The sequence below is a fragment of the Phaeodactylibacter luteus genome (assembly GCF_007993045.1).
GTDB lineage: Bacteria > Bacteroidota > Bacteroidia > Chitinophagales > Saprospiraceae > Phaeodactylibacter > Phaeodactylibacter luteus.
In genome coordinates this window covers 21,267-38,727 of record NZ_VOOR01000025.1, presented here as the reverse complement: position 1 = coordinate 38,727, position 17,461 = coordinate 21,267, and the positions used below count along the sequence as shown (strand labels likewise).

11 protein-coding genes are annotated in these 17,461 nt (G+C 55.9%); 6 read left to right on the top strand and 5 right to left on the bottom strand.

Translation table 11 applies throughout. From position 1 onward, the window contains the following. Nucleotides 1-373: 373 nt before the first annotated feature. Together FRY97_RS12695 and FRY97_RS12690 are read right to left on the bottom strand one after the other, a co-directional pair. The gene (locus tag FRY97_RS12695; protein WP_147167916.1) at nucleotides 374-1,477 is read right to left on the bottom strand and encodes a C1 family peptidase; all 1,104 of its coding nucleotides are present in this window, start codon (nucleotides 1,475-1,477) and stop codon (nucleotides 374-376) included. Between the two features lie 35 nt (nucleotides 1,478-1,512). After that, nucleotides 1,513-5,367, bottom strand: a complete 3,855-nt coding sequence (locus tag FRY97_RS12690) for a T9SS type B sorting domain-containing protein (RefSeq protein ID WP_147167915.1) — start codon at nucleotides 5,365-5,367, stop codon at nucleotides 1,513-1,515. 107 nt (nucleotides 5,368-5,474) lie between these two features. On the opposite strand from FRY97_RS12690, the gene FRY97_RS12685 reads away from it, so the two are divergent. The 5 genes from FRY97_RS12685 to FRY97_RS12665 all read left to right on the top strand — a co-directional run bounded on the left by FRY97_RS12685 (nucleotide 5,475) and on the right by FRY97_RS12665 (nucleotide 10,218). Next, nucleotides 5,475-6,071 carry an RNA polymerase sigma factor gene (locus FRY97_RS12685; protein WP_246141714.1) on the top strand — a complete coding sequence of 199 codons (597 nt, stop codon included), beginning with the start codon at nucleotides 5,475-5,477 and terminating at the stop codon, nucleotides 6,069-6,071. A gap of 16 nt (nucleotides 6,072-6,087) precedes the next feature. Then, entirely contained in the window at nucleotides 6,088-6,909 is an 822-nt protein-coding gene (locus FRY97_RS12680; RefSeq protein ID WP_147167914.1) for a hypothetical protein, read from the top strand. Between the two features lie 417 nt (nucleotides 6,910-7,326). Then, entirely contained in the window at nucleotides 7,327-9,015 is a 1,689-nt protein-coding gene (locus FRY97_RS12675; protein ID WP_147167913.1) for an SWIM zinc finger family protein, read from the top strand. A gap of 78 nt (nucleotides 9,016-9,093) precedes the next feature. Then, the gene (gene rlmH, locus FRY97_RS12670) at nucleotides 9,094-9,567 is read left to right on the top strand and encodes a 23S rRNA (pseudouridine(1915)-N(3))-methyltransferase RlmH (protein ID WP_147167912.1); all 474 of its coding nucleotides are present in this window, start codon (nucleotides 9,094-9,096) and stop codon (nucleotides 9,565-9,567) included. 3 nt (nucleotides 9,568-9,570) lie between these two features. Then, a complete protein-coding gene (locus FRY97_RS12665; RefSeq protein ID WP_147167911.1) occupies nucleotides 9,571-10,218 on the top strand; it encodes a rhomboid family intramembrane serine protease in 648 nt (215 codons plus the stop codon). A 186-nt stretch (nucleotides 10,219-10,404) separates the two neighbouring features. Here the strand turns inward: FRY97_RS12665 and FRY97_RS12660 are convergent, their stop codons facing one another. Continuing rightward, nucleotides 10,405-12,438, bottom strand: coding sequence for a BatA domain-containing protein (locus tag FRY97_RS12660; RefSeq protein WP_147167910.1), 2,034 nt, complete (start codon nucleotides 12,436-12,438; stop codon nucleotides 10,405-10,407). A gap of 92 nt (nucleotides 12,439-12,530) precedes the next feature. Beyond that, entirely contained in the window at nucleotides 12,531-13,226 is a 696-nt protein-coding gene (locus FRY97_RS12655) for a heme exporter protein CcmB (protein WP_246141713.1), read from the bottom strand. Between the two features lie 120 nt (nucleotides 13,227-13,346). On the opposite strand from FRY97_RS12655, the gene FRY97_RS12650 reads away from it, so the two are divergent. Next, nucleotides 13,347-14,579 (top strand): N-acetylmuramoyl-L-alanine amidase family protein, encoded by a 1,233-nt coding sequence (locus FRY97_RS12650; protein WP_170254624.1) that lies wholly within the window; start codon nucleotides 13,347-13,349, stop codon nucleotides 14,577-14,579. 6 nt (nucleotides 14,580-14,585) lie between these two features. On the opposite strand, the gene FRY97_RS12645 is transcribed toward FRY97_RS12650, so the two are convergent. Next, nucleotides 14,586-17,387: a serine hydrolase gene (locus tag FRY97_RS12645; protein ID WP_147167908.1), complete on the bottom strand. Its 2,802-nt coding sequence runs from the start codon at nucleotides 17,385-17,387 to the stop codon at nucleotides 14,586-14,588. Between the last annotated feature and the right edge of the window lie 74 nt (nucleotides 17,388-17,461).

Below are 17,461 nucleotides of genomic sequence, written 5' to 3'. Positions count from 1 at the left end.
CCCTTTTCAGCTGGCCGACCAACTCTTAACAGCCGGGTGTGAACTCAAATATCGCAAGCGTTTAGGAGCGTGTTGGGACTTTAGTAATCGGTCTGCAAACTGCAATTTCCCGACTAGAAGGCCAAAATCCCAACACGCTCTCAGCTTTTCGGGCTCTAGCCAGGCATTGGCCTAGCGCTGCGAAGGGGTGGCAAGCCCGACAGGGCCGAGCGGATAGCGAGCCCCGTAGCATAGCGGCACCTGCCCTCAAGGCAGGGGCAGGCCCCCTCCCGCGAAGCAGGCTAGGCAGGCCCATCCTTGCGGCAAAAACTGCCACCATACAGGCAGAGCCCCCCAGCAAGTATCTTGTAAATTGCCGCCGGGGGCATCAACTTTACCAGCCCAGCTTCTCCCTGAGCTCCTTCGGCACCGCATCCTTGTGCACCATGAGACCTACCGTTTTCATGCGGAAATAAGGGGCCGACATATAAAGAAAACCTCGGTACTCGCTGATCTCGCCCCAAGAGTTTTTGGTGAGGTAATACGTGGTGCCTTTTTGGTCCTTGGCAATACCTGTGAGGTGCATGAGGTGGTCATCCGTGGTAGCAAAAGACTCAAATGCAGCCTGACGGTTGGCCTGTGTCACCTTTACTTCCTTCTGTGGGGCATCGAACAGCCCTTCCGCCCGCTCATTGGCCGGGAGGATGGCCAGGCCATGCCCTGCACTAAAGCCTTTCTCGCTCACATCTCCATCCCAAGCTACGGTATAGCCACTGCTCAGCGCATGATCCACCAAAGCCTGCAGCTCGTCTAGGGGCAAATTGTAGTAGCTGCCGTTTGAATAGTTATCCGGCACTTCAACTATGAACGTGCTGTAAAACGGATGATGGGAAAAAGAAGAGAAGCTTACATAATCATCTGGGCTGACCGGCAGAGAAGCAGCATAAGACTGAGGCGTGTACGCCTGGCCTCCCACTTCAAACTCCTGTGGGGCTGCCCCCAAATAAACATCCATGACGGCATCAACCGCTGCTGGCCATTTGGGGCTTGGGCGCTCGGTGCTCAGCACCCCGTCCAGCAGGCCTTTCAGCGCAGCCTCCATCTCGCTGTGGTCGTGCACCTGCTCCCCTTCCAATAGGCCGGAATAAACCAGCTCGGGCACAGCTCCTGCCATGCGGAATGCCCGCATCACATCATGGTTGAGGCTCCCCTGGCTAAAATTGGCTTTCCCTTGGCGCAAGATGTAATTCCGGGCCTTGTCCTTATAAATATTCCGGACCATATACATTTCCGAAAGGTCAGCCTCTTCGGCTCCCATACGCAGCAGTTCGGCCTCAATGAAAGAGATGGTGGAAAAACTCCAGCATGTCCCTGTCCGCTGCTGATTCTTGACTGGGGTACATGCAATCTCGTGCTGAGTAGTGAATTCGTACTGTGCCTGCAAGGGCACAGCCAGCGCAATCGTGAGCAGTACACCTGTAATTGTTTGCTTTAACATCCGTTCCATATTTGTTGATGAATAGTTTGCCATTTTCAGCGCAGCAAGGTGATATTCCCCTTGTCCTGGAACAGATCGCCATTAAAGCAGCGCACCTCCAGGTAATAGCCATAGACATCGGGGGGCAGGGGCTGCCCGCGGAAGGCCCCGTCCCAGCCATAGGCGGGGTTGTCCGAATAGAAAACCTCTTCCCCCCAGCGGTTATAAACCCTGAACTCCATTTCGTCAATGGCACCGCCCAATACTTTCAGCTCATCGTTCAGCCCGTCCCCGTCAGGGGTGAAAGCATTCGGCACAAAGATATAAGGCGGCAGGCATTCCGTCAGCACCCGTACCCATACCGCTGCTGTGCCCCGGCAACCGTTTTGCCCCTCAACCGTAACGGTAAACAAGGTGGTCGTATCTATAAAAGCCACAGGAGCCGCAGCGGAAGGGTTGTCCAATAGCCCGGGGGGCTGCCAAGAATACGTGAGCCCGGGCCCTTCATTGGCCTGCAGCTGCACTGTGCCAGCTTCGAAAAGCTCAATGGGCTGGGCAGAAGCCATTGCCGCTACCCCTTCTTCGGAAAACCGGATGCGGGCCAGCCGCTCTATCCAACACCCCAGCTGATCCATGATCTCCACCCTTAGGTCTACATCTTCAGCGCCAGCGAGGACAGCCACAGGCGTGCCCTGCCCCGAAAGCAGCGCCCCTTCCGGCTCCCAATGGTATACCAACTCCTGCCCTGGAATGAGGGGCACGACCTCTACCCTGGCCGTGTCCCCTGCACAAGCTTGGACCAGATCTGGGACAAACACTTGCACACTGCTCCCGGTTACCTGCACGCTGTCTAACTGCACGCACCCAAAGGGGTCCGTCAGGCGGAAATAAAAAGTATTCTCCCCTGCAGCAGGCACCTCGACTACCGGCTGATCGGAGAGCAGGGGCGTAAAAAACGGGCTGTAGGACCAAGCCAGGCTATTGCCAGAAGAGGCCGCCACTGAAAGGGTAACAGAAGGGCTGCATACAGCGGTGTCCGGGCTTAGCACATAAGCTGGCTGTGGGGGCACTTGGAGCAAAATGTCCCGTTCCAGCCGGCATATCCCCTGCTCTTCCTCCAGCACCACCTGAATGTGCTGCGTGCTATCGGCCTCCACCACCGGCGAGGGGGCGGTGGGGTCGGAAAACAAGGCCGATGGCGACCAAGTGTAAGCAAAGCCGGGCACAGGGCTGGGGTTCAACGATATTGGTGTACCGGGGCAGGCCAAAAGGGTATCAGGCAAGGCGGGGTCTGGTATTGCGATAGGGATCAGCCCGGTGTGCTCATCTATGCAGCCATCGGCCGAAGTGATGCGCAGCCGGGCTAAGATATCCCCGGATTCGTAGATGACGAAAGCCGGGTTGGGGCCCGTGGCCTCCAAGCCATTGCTCAGGGCCCATTCCCACATTACAATCTCGCTTTGCAGGTTTTGGGAAGCATCGTTCAGCTGCAGCACGATAGAATCGCTACAGGCTGTCACCTCAAAGTCGAAAGCAGGGAAAACCTGGGGCTTCCCTACCACTACCTCCTGGTACAGGGTATCCGGGCAGGACAAGTAGCCGGGCAGGGTCACCCTGACGGTATAAGTGCCTGGGCCAGGATAAGTGTAAGCAGTGGAAGCTCCTGCGCCAAAAGCATTCGGGTTGGACGGATCGCCAAACTGCCAAAGGAACAAAGGTGCATTAGTGCTGGCGCTGGCAAACTGCACATTGTACCCACTGCACTGTTGTGCCGTCTGAAAACCGGCTTGGCTGGCCGTATCTACCTGCACAAAGGTGACACTGTCGGTACGGGTGCACCCGTATTGATTTTGCGTAAGCACGGTATAGGTGTAGCTGCCCGGCGATGGCAGCGCAGCATACAAAATGGCATTCTGCGTCCCAAAAACCGTATGCTCTTCGGGGCTCCACTGGTAGCTGAGCGTATCGCCCTCCTGCTGATTGATGAGGACAGCGGTAGCCAGCTCGCCCGGGCAAACTGCCGGCACCGTAGTCAAGACAGCCCGTACGGCCCGCCCGTCTACCAACACTGAGTCTAGCCCGGTACAGCCGGCTTCGTCCCGGCCTTGCAGATAGTACACCTGCGGGCCGATCGGATACACCGTTACCCCACTCCCCTCCCCAATAAGCTGTGCCAGCTCGGGGTCCTTATACCAAGAAAGGCTTACGCCATTTTCTGCTTCGCCCAAAAGGGTAAAGGAAGCTGTACAGGCCAGCGTATCGGCTGGCGCCAATGGCATCACTTGCGGCCGGACCACCACCTCCACTGCCCCGGCAAAGGAGCAGGTGCCCGCTGCATTGGTAATGGTCACCGCGTAGCTCCCACTCCCGGTGGGCAAAACTTGTGGGTTGGGGCTGGACGGAGCAGCGATGCCTGGCCCTTCCCAGCTGTATGCCAAAGACGGATTGAACGCTGGGTTCAGAAAGAGGCTGTCTCCGGGGCAGGCCTGCAGGGTATCCCGCCCTAGGGCATCCCCCAACAGCTCCACTTCAAACGAGCGCGTCACAGCGGCAGAACACCCATTGGCCGCAGTCAGAAAAAGGGTCAAGTTGTATTCGCCTGATGCCGTAATGGCAAAGGAGGGCGAAGAGCCGAAGGCCGTTTGCCCCTGAGGCTCCAAAAGCCACTCCCGCTCTATAATAGAAGAAAACAGGGCTGTGCTTTGGTCCGAAGCCTGAGCCAGGGCCGTATCGGCACACCCCGTGATGGCCAAGTCAAAATCGGGCAGCAGTGTTTCCGGCTGCAATAGGACTTCCTGAACAAAGGTATCTTCACAGACCTCTCCGGGGGCCGCGATCAGCAACACCTCATAACGCCCGGTGTCCGAAAAGGTGTAAACCGGATTGGGCAGAGAAGAAACTGAGCCGGGGTTGCCAGGGTCATTAAACTGCCATTCAAAGCCTGTCGCCCCGGTGCTCTGGTTTTCAAAACTGACGGTCAGGCTACCGCACTGAACTTCAGGGGCGGCAAATGCGGCCTCCGCCACCCCACAAAGGCCAACGTTGTACTGAAAATCGCGACGGATGGTGGACAACAGCACCCCATCCCGGTACTCTTCAGCACATACCCCCACTACAAACTGCCCAATCGTATTCGGCAGCCCGGTGAGCAGCCCCGTCTGCCCGTTGATCTGCAGGGGCACTCCCCCAGGAAAGCCATTGAGCATGTTCTGCTCTCCATAGGTTGGCGCTACCCAAACGATCTCATCGTAAGGAGGAGCATTCGGGGGCTGGGGCTGAGGCACTTCCGGATCTGCCCCGGTGAGCGGGGTGCACAAACGGTAAACGATGGAATCCCCGTCTGAATCTGTAGCAGACTGATCGAAAACGATAGGCTCATTGGCACAGATATAGATCGGGGGCCATTCTTGAAAACGCGGGCTGCTGTTGCAGGCGTTCAGGGCCTCCTCCGTGAGCGTCACGCCGAAGGTCGCACCGGTATCGAGGGGATCGACAATATTGACGATGGTCTGATTGCGGCAGCAGCGCTGATAAGCCAACTGATAGCCGCCAGGTATTGGCGGCAGCTCCACTACCGTCCGGTAAGTGGTCGTGTGCACACAAACATTGGGGGGCACTACCAAGCAAGGGCTGTTGAGCACTGGGCTGAGGGTATCGTTGTTCATCAATGGGACAAGCACCTGCTCCAGCAGCTCATTATCCGCATTGAAGATGCCAATGGAAGCCGGATTGTCAAACCAGGCATTGGGGTTGCCGTTGAAGCAATCCCGAAAGACAGTGAGGACAATTTCATAGCTGTCGCCACCAAGGCAGGTATAGGTCATTTCACCACCTACAATATGAGTAGCCCGCAAAGGAGCTGACAGCCCGAGCAGCAGAGCAATCAACAAAGGAAGGCGGCGGATCAGCATAAATCCAGTAAATTGTTAGTACATTAAACAGGTATTCAGCAAAGAGGTAAATTAAGAAAAATGCCCCACTTGCCCACCAAAAAACCCGTTTTGGGCATCTGACAGGCATGATGAGAGTTATTCACACCAAATACCGCGATGTGACCGAGGAAGACCTCATAGCCGCCTGCCGGAAAGAAGACCGGCGCGCTCAGCAGCAGCTTTACGAGCGCTTTGCCCCGGTGATGTTCGGGGTGTGCCGCAGATATATCAAAACAGAGGCTGACGCAGAGGACGTCCTCGCAGAAGCGTTCTTCAAGGTCTTCACCAACCTGCAACAATACCGTGGGCAAGGCAGCTTCGAAGGTTGGGTGCGCCGGATTGTGGTCAACGAAGCACTGATGTTCCTCCGTAAGCGGCACAATTTCCGGCTGACGGCAGAACTTTCGGAAGCCGACCGGCCAGCACCTGCTCATTTTGCGCAGCAGATTGCCGCCAATGACATCCTCGGCCTGCTTGCCTTCCTCCCTACCGGGTACCGGACCGTATTCAACCTTTACATTCTAGAAGGGTATAAACACCGGGAGATTGCCGACATCCTCGGCATCAGCATCAACACCTCCAAGTCACAGCTCATTTTAGCCCGCAAACGGATGCAGGAGCTCCTGCAGGCCGCCGGCTACCCCGGGCTGGAAAATTATGGCTCGCCCGGGAAAGGCGCCTAACCCAAAAACAGACAAAATGAAAGAACAAGATTTTGACCAGCTCTTCCAGGACCGTAAGCACCAATTGGACCGCATGCCCTCGCCCCGGGCCTGGCATCAATTGGAGCGCAGGCTCGACAGCCACCGGAAACGCAACAAATTCCATTTTGCACGGTCCCTGAGCATGGCCGCTGCCCTGCTCTTGCTCATCGTGCTCAGTATAGGGATAGCCCTGTCTGTCCCTGGAGAGCAATCCAGATTGCTGAACCAAAGCCCGCTGCCCCTGGCCAGCGAACAGCTGGAAGCAGACGATGTTGAAGCAGCCGAGGAGCTTAGGCTCGCAATCAGCGCCCAACAGGCTGAAGCAAAGCGCAACCGCCTGATTGAAGACAACAAGGAGAGGGGCAAACGGCTTTTGGCCAGCCATGCCAGAACAGAGCCGGGAAAACCCTCCATCTGGCAAACCTTGCTGAATGGCACTTGGAGCCTGCCCCATGGCCAGGAAGGGGCCCTAAGGCTGACGCAGGGGCCTGATGCAACGGCCAAAGGTGCCTCTAGCATTGCCGGCCTGCCGGATTTCAAACTCACGCCAGGCAGCAAGAGCAAGATAGATATGGTGCTCGAACTCGCCTCAAATGGTGCCGATGAAACTTATGCGCTGGTTTACCAAAGCCCTCAGCTGGCGGTATTTGAACAGGCATCAGGGCAAGGCCGCGGCAGGATATCCTTTGAACTGCTCGAACAAAACCGCCTTGCCATCATTTGGGAAAAAGCGGATAGGAAAGCCTTGCACCCTGTACCCCGGCAACTGACCCCCAAACCACAGCAATGGATGCTACATCAATTGCAGCTGCAGTAAACCCGCTGCTCAAGGCGTAAGGGCGCAAAACCAATTGTCATTTTTTGCCCGCCCCCTCCGAAAGGATAGGGGCCTGCCCCTGCCATAGGGCAGGTGCCGCTATGCTGCGGGGCTCGCTGTCCGCTCGGCCCTGTCGGGCCTGCCGCCCCTTCGCAGCGCTAGGCCAATGCCAGGCTAGCTTAAACGCCTGCGACATTTGGGTTCACGCCCAGGCGTCAACCATCGGCAGCCCCGCTCTCTTTTCTAGGAAAGGCGGGGCTACCGCTTTTTCAGCCCCTGCCTCAGGTACTTACTGCCCACATCGAACCAAATGCCCCGGGATCGCTTTTACTATAAAACCATCGAGGCCCTGAAAACGTCGTCGTTACTAAGAGGGCACGTTTGGAGCTCTAAGCCTTTCTTTAAAGAAGCCCCGTCATGAAATTGACACTCCGAAAACTCGAAAGTGAAGCGCCCGAGGACCTGCTTGCCGCAGCAGAAGCCCTGCTTGACCATGAAGGGGTACAGGGCCTGACCGAAGTTGAACCCAACCTGTGGACCGCACAGGCCGATGGCTATGAAATAGAAGTACAGGCCAATAGCAGAAGGGCTACCGCTGCAACCTGCGAGTGCGGTCTATACCAAGAGCAGGGGCTGTGCGAACACATCATTGCAGCTCTGCTGTCTCTAAGAGCCCGGCAGCAGGAGGCCCAGGAAGCCAAAAAACAAAACGAAGCCCGGCCTTCGGCCCCCACCCGGCTGACGACAGGAACCGTCCTCGATCATGCTAGCCACGAGGAGCTGGCCAGCTTTGTGCGGGACTACGCCCGCTCCAACCGCAACTTCGCCATTGCACTAAAAGCCAGGTTTGCCTCAGCAGTGCCCGATATGCGCTCGGAAGATAAATACCTGCAGGTGCTGCAAACTACCCTGAGCGCAGTACGGAAGCCCGACCGCAGGATTACCATACGTGGGGCACAGCGGCTGCTGAAGGTGTTGAACGAACTGCAAGCACAAGGGCAGCTGGCCCTTTCCCAAAAAGCTTTCTTGGATGCCCTTCACATCAGCCAGGCTATCATCACCGAAATCAGCCCAGCCATCGGAAAAACCAAAGGCCGGCAAAAAGAACTGCTGGCCGCCGTCCGCGATGCGTTCCAACAGCTGCAAGCGCTGCTCGGCGCTGCCCCCTCCCCTTCAATTGTACGCCAGATTTGGAGCTTTGCCCGGGCCGAACATGCCAAACGCCTCTACCGCAGCTTCGAGCTCGATACTTCCTTTTTGCAGCTCATGCTCGAAGCCGCCCAAGAGGCAGAAGACTACGAGGACATATCGGGGCTCCTCTCTGCTCAGCAGAACCGCTACGAGGAAGCGGGGCTGAACCCTGCCCCGCTGCTCCTGCTACAAGTGACCGCCCTGGAAAAACAAGGCAAAGAGACAGCAGCCCGTCAGCTGATGGAACAAAACCTGGCACAGCCTGATGTGATTGCTTATGCCGTCCGGCAAGCACGCAGCAAGCAGCAGTGGCCAAGGGTGAAAGCACTGGCACAAACCGGGCTGCGGCTGAGCCTCCCCCCCGGCACCCAAAGCTGGCTTTACCAACAATTACTAGAGCTGGCCCAGCAAGAGGGCGACAAAAAAAGCCTTTACACTTACGCACGGCTGCGGTTTCTGGATACCCTTCAGCCCGAATTGTTTCAGCTCATGAAAAAGGCCTCCTCAAAAACGGAGTGGCCACAGCGGTTTGAAACGACGCTTGCCCAGTTACAACAAAAAGCCTACTCCCCTGCCCTGCGGGATGCCATCGCATTTTGCCTGGCAGAGGAAGGGGCTTGGCCTGTACTGATGCACTATGCCACTGAAGTACAATCGCTCGACCTGCTCGAAGCTTACTCCGCACCTTTGAGGGCTCATTTCCCAGAGGAGGCCGCCCAGCTTTTCCGGGCCCTCATCAACGAATATGCCAAGCATCACTTGGGCAGAAAAACGGCTCAACGTATCCGTCAGGCCCTTGCTCACCTGATGGCTGCAGGCGAAAAAGCGCTCGCGCTTGATATCCGGAAGGAACTGCTGGAAGCATTTGGCGAACGGCATGCCCTGGCAGAAGAGCTAGCCCTCCTTTCTGGCTAAATAACAAAAGGCTGCTGCAGGGGCAGCGTTTCCGCCGGCATGCTCCTGAAAATACAGAAATGATAGTATCTTTCCCCAATGAAAGTAGAACTCTGGGCAATTGGGAAAACCAGCGAGCGCTACCTCGAAGAGGGCATTGGCATCTTTGAAAAAAGGCTGAAGCATTACCTCCGCTTTGAGCAGGCCATCCTCCCCGATATCCGCAAGGGCGGCAAAATGAGCCCCACTCAGCTCAAAGCCAAAGAAGCAGAAATGGTTTTGCAAAAGCTGGAAAACACCGACTTCCTGGTCCTCCTAGATGAACGCGGCAAAACCTACACCTCTGAAGCCTTTGCCGAATTCCTCAACCACAAACTGCAGCTCAGCTACCGGCGTATCGTATTTTTGATCGGAGGGGCTTTCGGCTTCGATGATGCCCTTTATCAGCGGGCCAATACCAAGTGGTCACTTTCTGCTTTGACCTTCTCCCACCAAATGATACGGCTGTTTGCTATAGAACAGATTTACCGTGGCATGACCATATTAAACAACGAGCCTTACCACAACGCATAACTTATGACTACTATAAGCCTGACCATCATACTCATTGGGATGACCGTCCTGATTTCCTATCAGGCATTCAACCGGCCTGACATGAAATACAAGCTGGCCTTCCACCCTACGTCCATCAATGAGTTTGGCGAGTGGTACCGATTTCTGAGCAGCGGGTTTGTACATGGCGACTGGCAGCACCTCATCCTCAATATGTATGTTTTTTACCTGTTCGGGGATATCCTGGAAGACATCTTCACCCAAATGCTATTCTCGCCGATGATCGGTCGGCTGGTTTTCCTGGGCTTCTACCTCAGCGCCATAATCGTCTCGGACATCCCGTCCTTCATCAAGCACCGGCACAACAGTGCTTATTCAGCAGTAGGCGCTTCCGGGGCCACTTCTGCCCTTATGACCGCCTACATCATGTTCAACCCCTGGGGATGGTTTATTTTCCCACCTCTGCCCGGTATCGTTTTCGCTATTGGTTACCTTTGGTACTCTTCCTATATGAGCCGGCGCGGCAATGACCTGATCGCACATGATGCCCACCTGTGGGGGGCCGTCTATGGCATAGTTTTTATGGTAGTGCTCGGCCTTACTGCACGCCCTGAACTGCTGGACTTGTTCCTCAATGCCTTGCTTGCTGGCCCGCGTTCTCCCAATTTTTAGAGCGTGCTGGGATTTTGGCCTTCTAGTCGAAAACCGGAGCTTAGCCAAGTCCCGCTTTTTATGCACAAAAGCGGGAAGAGTTTTCGGGGCGAAGCATAAGCGCAAAAGTGTCCCGCTGTCTAGCGGGATAGACCGGTTACTAAAGTCCCAACACGCGCTTAGCCCTTTGGGGGATAAAAGGCGGCATTATACTTTCCAGAACCGCAGGAGCAGCACTTCTGCCAACAGGAAAGCCAAAGCGAGGATGAGGCACCAACGCCATAGTGCAACCCCCTGGCTGCGCTCAGCGATCGTCGCGGTAAGCACCGCGTTCGGGGCAATGTCGATGATGCTCGCCAAGGGCCCTACCTGCTCGCTCAGCTCAGAAGGGCTGAGGTAATTCAGCGCGGATTCTCTGCGGTCGTAATTAAAGGCATAGGTCGCAAGCGGCTCGTTGGCCCGCAGGTACAGGTCGTAATACCCGGCTTCGGACATTTGGCCGCGCACCGTGAGGAACACCTTTGTACCGGCAATGCGCTGGCCAGGGATGAACTCTTGGCGCTCCGCCCCAAGCTTGTACACCTCATCACCGCTCAGTGCCTCATGCGGAGCAGTGAGCGTAGCGTCTTGCCCGATGGTATAAGCCAGCTCCTGCCCTTGGCGGGAAGAGATTGCCATCCGGTAAAGCATAGGGATGAACACCTCGCCGCTTGCCACCAAGTTGCTAAAGTCGGTAGACAAAGGGGCGGCGCTCACATAGAGGTTGCCCCCACCATAAGCATATTTAGAGACCATGCTGCTGCCGTCCCGGTAAGTGAGCAGCGCCTCTTCGGTGCGGGCCGCATAATCCGAAAACACAAAATTGCCCTGTGTGGCGGGCAGGCGCAAGTCAGCAGACTGGTTTTCGTAAACATCTCTGAAAATAAACTCGTCCGTATTCAGCCGGCTGGCCTGCCGGGGCTGTTCTTCAAAACGCAGCAGCTCATTGGCGCCCAGCCCATTGAGAAAAGAGCGGTACTGAGGCAGGTCGGCATTGCGCGGGGGGAAGACAGCCACGTTGCCCCCATCCTCAACATACTGCCGCAGCTCTGCGCTCAGGCCAGAAGAAATCCCTGCCAGCTCATTGAGCACGATGAGGTCGTAGCTGCGCAGCCCAGCGTAGTCCAGGGCCAGGCTGTTCGCCTCCTCCACCACAAAATTGGGCGCACCACTGAATGCGGCCTTGACAAAAGGGCTTGGGCTGCCACTTCCGATGGACAAGACGCGGACCTGCTCCTTAACGTAAAAGGCCATGAAATAATCATCATCAAACTGCACCGGGAAATCGGTTATGTTCAGCTTTGCCCGGTGCCAGCCCGTACGCTGAACGCCAATGTTCACCGTATCATTGATGGCTGAGCGGGATGGCACCGTCAGGGTGCCCACGGGTTTGGCTTGCCCATCGTAGCGCAAAGAAAGACGGATATTCTCGGCATCCTCCTCTGTATGGTTGCGCACACGGACAACCAAGGGGTTGGGCTGCCCAGGCATGGGCATGGGGTTGAGGAGCCATGCCGAATCGATACTGATGTTTTTTTCCTGCACCGCTTGCAGAGGGATGAGGTTTAAAGCCGCTGTGGTGTCAGCATAGTTGCGGATATCCGAAATGCTTTCCTGAAAATCAGAAATATGGTAGAGCACCATCTGCTCTCCTGCTGCCGCTGATAAAGCCTGCCGCTGACGCTCGAGCACTTCGCTTAGGGTATGCACAGCAGGGCCCGCTTCTATCTCTTCAATGCGGCTCAACGCATCTTCCTGGCTGAGCACCCGCTGATCGCGCCCCTCGAAGTCGTTGGTCAGTACCTGAAATTCATCCGAAGGGCCATACGCTTCCACGATTTCACGGGCACGCTGCTTAGCTTTTTCCACTAGAGGGACATCTTCGCTCATAGCCTCCATGCTGAAGGAGTTGTCTATGTAAACGCTGACGGCCTTGGCGCCCTTTTTTACCGCTGCCCCCTCCTGTGGGATGAACGGCTGAGCAAAGCCCAAGACTAGGAAAACCAGTGCCAGTGCCCGCATGAGCAACACCAGTAGGTTCCGCAGCCGGGAACGGGTGCTCGTCTCCTCCTTGACCGTCCGCAAAAAACGGACATTGGTGAAGTAAACCTTCTTAAACCGGCGGAAGTGAAACAAGTGGATAATGATGGGCACTGCAATGGCAGTAAGGGCAATCAGAAAGGCCGGGAAGAGGAACTGCATAAATAGGATCGGGTTACCTGTTTATCAAAGTAGAGAAAGTGGAACACATTCGTAAAAAACGCGAAAATGAACAGAAAGTTATAGCATCCTTATTAATCCCGCCAAAGAAAAGGGAACAACACGATCGCGATGCCCAACAACAGCAGATCAATCGAAAGCAATATCATGATGTCCTTGTCTACGCCAGTGTCCTGCATCAGCCGGAGGGCATTGGCAGAAAGCTTGATGAGCGTCAACAAGACCGGGATGACCAAAGGGAAGCCCAAGATGGCCATAAGTGTAGCATTGTTGTCTGCTTTAGCAGATATGGCAGATACAAAAGTAAACGTAATGGAGAAGCCCATCGCTCCGAGCAGGATGACCAGCATGAACTGGGCCGTGTCTTTGACCGGGTTGCCCGCCACAAAACTGAAGCCCAGCCAGGTCAGCACGCTCAACAGGCACAACAACAGGATGTTATAAAGGATTTTCGACAACAGAATGGCGAGGGGGTTCGCTAGGCTGTAGTAATACAGCTCGCGGGTGCCCTGCTCCTGCACAAAGCTTTTGACCACTGCACTGATAGATGCAAAAAGGACAATAACCCAGAATAAGGCATTCCAAACCTGGGGCTGCACCTGCTGGAAAGAGCTGTACACAATAAACACCGTCGAAAAAACGTAAAGCAGGATACCACTGATGGCATAGCTCGACCGAAGCTCCAGCCGGATATCCTTTCGGAGCAAGAAGTAGATTTCCCGGATCAATTCCATGCCTGCGAATATAGAAGGTTCTGCCGGGATAATCACACAAAAACAGATTTTCGGCCCGGCTCGATAGGCGCAACCGGGATGCCTATGTTGTTGTTCTCCACAGAAAAAACTATCTTTTGCGCCGCGAGCGCATTGGCGGTCAAGCGAGATTGTAAAATGGCGAAACAACTTTCCCTACTGTCCATCTGGGCGGTCCTCCTGATTGGGCTACCCCCTCAGGCTGCTGCTCAGCTCCCAAAAGCTGAACTCGGCGTGTACTACCATAAAGTGAGTGCACGCCCCGGGGATGGTGTCTATGCCCTGATGCGCCGCTTTGGGCTTGAAGCGTACTCCTGCAATTTTGATAAATTCTACGAGCTCAACCGCCTGCCCCGCAATGCCCACCTGATCGTAGGCCGGGAGTATGAGCTCCCCATCCAAATCTACCCGTTCAACGGCCGGACCATACGCTCTACTATTGGTGTAGACGATTGGGACCTGGCCGTCCGCATTCAGGATTACAATGAGCGTATGCTCGCCGCAGAAGCCCGGGCCGCTTCCTTTAAAGAAGATAAAATCCTTTGGGTGCCCCACCACGAAGTCTACTGCCCGCGCCCAGACCTCAAAATCCCTGAACCCGAGCCCCACTTGCCAGAAGAAGCCGTGGACGCAGCGGGCAACGGCAACCGGCAGTTCCCCATTTTTGGGCCTAAGTACGCCTATACCCCTCTGGCCAGCAACAAACTGAAGGGCCAAGTCTTTTACGTCGTCAGCGGGCATGGCGGGCCAGACCCCGGCGCTATGGGAAAACGCAGTGGCCATACCCTTTGCGAAGACGAGTATGCTTACGATGTAGCCCTCAGGCTGTGCCGCAACCTGGTCTCACATGGGGCTACCGCTTACATGATCACCCGCGACCCCAACGATGGCATACGGGATGAACAGTTCTTAGACTGTGATTACGACGAGGTCCTTTGGGGCAACCTCAAAATGATGAGGCAGCAAAAACCAAGGCTTTTCCAACGCTCCAATGCCATCAATGAGCTTTACGAAAGCAATAAAAAAGCCGGGGTGACGGAACAGGCGACCATCATCGTACATGTAGATTCACGCAATAAGGGGGAGCGCAAAGATGTGTTCTTTTACTATCAGCACGAAAGTACAGAAAGCAAGCAAATTGCCCTCAACATGCAACGGGCCCTCCGCAAAAAGTACCAGAAATACCGGGCGAACGGGCAGTACCACGGCACCGTTTCCTCCCGTGACCTGCACATGCTTCGGGAGACTAGCCCTCCGGCTGTTTACATTGAGCTCGCCAATATCAGGAATGCGGCAGACCAGCAAAGGATCATACTGGAGAGCAACCGGCAGGCACTGGCTGACTGGCTGTTGGAAGGGATACTCAAGTGAAAAGCATTATTGCAGCGCTGGCCAGTAAGGGGCGGCACTGCCTAAAGCATCGTATACCACTTCATGCACCCGCTCCCTAACCCGCAGATCAAACAGCTTGCGGTTGTTGCGGTCGGGGTAAATCCGGTTAGACAGGAAAATGTAAATCAAGCCTTCCTGTGGGTCGGCCCAAGCACAAGTACCCGTGAAGCCCGTATGCCCAAACAGCTGTTTGCCCGCTGCTTTTGGAAAATCACCGGCTTCCAGCTCCTCTTCTTCCGGCTTGTCAAAGCCCAGCCCCCGGTGATTGCCATAGCGCGCCGTGGTAAACTGTGCTACCGCTTCAGCGGAAAAATACCGCTCCCCCCCATAAGTGCCCTCATTTAGCAGCAGCTGAAAGAGCACAGCCAGTTCTCGTGCATTGCTGAAAAGCCCAGCATGACCTGCCACCCCGCCCAGCAAGGCTGCAGTTTCATCGTGCACATAGCCATGCACCAGCTGATGCCGCCAAACTTTATCCTCCTCCGTAGGCACTACATTGGAAAGCGGGACTGACCTCCAAGGGTTGAAGCCGGTAGCGCGCAAGCCCAAGCGCTGGTAAAAACGCTCCTCAGCCAGCACATCAAGCGGAGCCCCAGCCTGCCTTTCCAAAACCTGCTGCACCAGATAAAAGTTGGCATCGCTATAGCGGTAGCGGGTACGCCTACTGCGCAGCTGCTGCACATCGTCCCAGATGCGCTCCCGGTATTCGTTGGCAAAGAAAAACCCCGGAGCTACTGGCCAGGGGAAATCCTTTGAGCCTTCCCGGCAAAAGTACAGGTGGCAGTCGTTGTTGTCTTCCTCCCGCGCGAGCAAATAAGGGATTACAGGAAGGTGAGGCTGCAGCCCGCTTTGATGAGTCATCAGGCGCTCCAGCTTGAGGTTGCGCAGCTTTGAGCCCGAAGGCAGGTCCAGTACATCCCGGAGCCTGCTCTTTGGCTCAAGCCAGGCACTATCGTAGGCTTGCATGGCCAACAGCGTAGTAGCAGCTACCTTGGTAATGCTGGCCAAGTCAAAAATATCCGTAGGCTGTACGGCTGCTTTGCCTTCGTAGGTGTGAGCGCCAAAAGCTTTTTCGTAAATCACCTGCCCGTCTTTTGCGACTAGCACCTGAGCCCCGGGGAAGGCGCCTTCATCGATAGCGGTCTGTACAATCGCATCGATGCCGACAAGCCGCTCAGGCGCAATGCCCATTGCAGCAGGCGGCAACTTGCCCAACCGCTCCGCTGCGGTCTGCTCCCCCTGCCCTATCAGGAAATCAGCACTGTAAGTGAAAGGCAGGCGGCCTTCTGCACCCAAGCCGCCGAACAAAATCTGTGCAGATGCCCTACGGTCGGTATCGGTGCTGCCAAAGGTTTGGAGCACCGCCATATCCTTGCCGAGCTGTTGGAGGTTGGCGGGCAGCCCAAGGTTGACGACCACAGGCGGCACGCCAGCCTCTTGGCTCCATCCCCTTATACGCCGGGCGTCCTCTGCAGACAATAGGTAGCCATCAAGCAGAATGATAAGCCGCTTGGCCTGAGCAACTTCAGCCCAAGTCCTGACGGTCTGTACAGGAACATAATGGCTCAGTGCGTCCTCAAAGGCGAAATCGAATGTGCTTCCAGGCAAATGCAGGATCTGCCATTCTTCCCGCCCGGGCTCCAAAGGCACAGCCTGCCCGGGGTTGGCAGCCAGAACGATGGACTTCACCCGCGCCCAATACCGCCAGTAGTCCCATACGGGCGCTTTCAGGAATTCCGCCTTGGGCAAGGCCACTTCTTTTTCCGCTTTTTCCTCCTTGCTGCTGATAAACCCCGCTTCCAAAACCTGCTTGCCATCAGAGCCCGCCCGGGTCAACCGCTGATGGCCTGACCAGTGCATAGCGCGGAGCACCCTCCCGGCACGGCGGTCGAGCTCGGCTATGCTTAGCCCTCCTTTCTCCACAGCCCTAGAAAACAGTGTTATGCTCTGCCCAGCTTCTCCATACGGCAACACAGCAATGTCCCCACCTGCTTTCCAGAACGCTAAGGCATCTTCTGCCGTGCCTGCACTGCTGATGACAAGCCCGTCAAACTGAAGCTGCTGCCGGAACAGCGGCAAGATCAAGTTTGCAGGAGCGGCCCTGTCCAGCCAAATCCCGGCCAGCCCGGCCTCCATCAGTTGGCCATGATAGTGGAGCGAGCGCTGATTGGCCAGGCTAGAATCCATAGCGAACAAAGCTTCGTCCTTGCAATAAGCAGCCAAAGGCAGCAGCCCTTGCTCATTGATCCGATTGACCCACCGCAGCTGATCCTCCACCTTGGACGCGGGGGGGATAATGGCTGAACCGTCGCCCAGGTACCCTGGCAGCGCAAGCCAAGAGGCTCCCATGGCTGCGCTTTCCCTGAGATAAGCTCGGCTAATGCGCTGCTGAAGGCTGTCGTCGCTGATGGCGAGTATGCCTTCCCATGATGGGAACCTCATTTTCCCAGACCACTCATCAACAGGCATGAGGCCAGGCTTCAGGCCACTAAGGGAACGGGAGGCCCCAATGCTCAATTGTGCTGCGCTGTGCACCACTTGCCCACCGCAGTCAGCGGGGTGCAGGGTACCATCAGGGCGGCCTTCCTCCCAAACCAGCAGGGCCGCTTTCTCCTGAATGCTCAATGACGCAAGCTCTACATCGATCAGCTCTTGGGGCACATTCAGAAAAGGGGCATAACCGGGCAGGGCTGCAGCTTCGGGGGCTGCGGCTGTCTCAGCAGCACAGCCCCACATCCCCAAAAGGGCCAAACATACCGCTCCTGCAGCGCTTATGATCCACCTCATTGTATTGCACTTGTTTGGGAAAATAACACCTGTTGTAAAGACAGGAGGCCAGGTAAAAAGCCCGGATAGCTTTT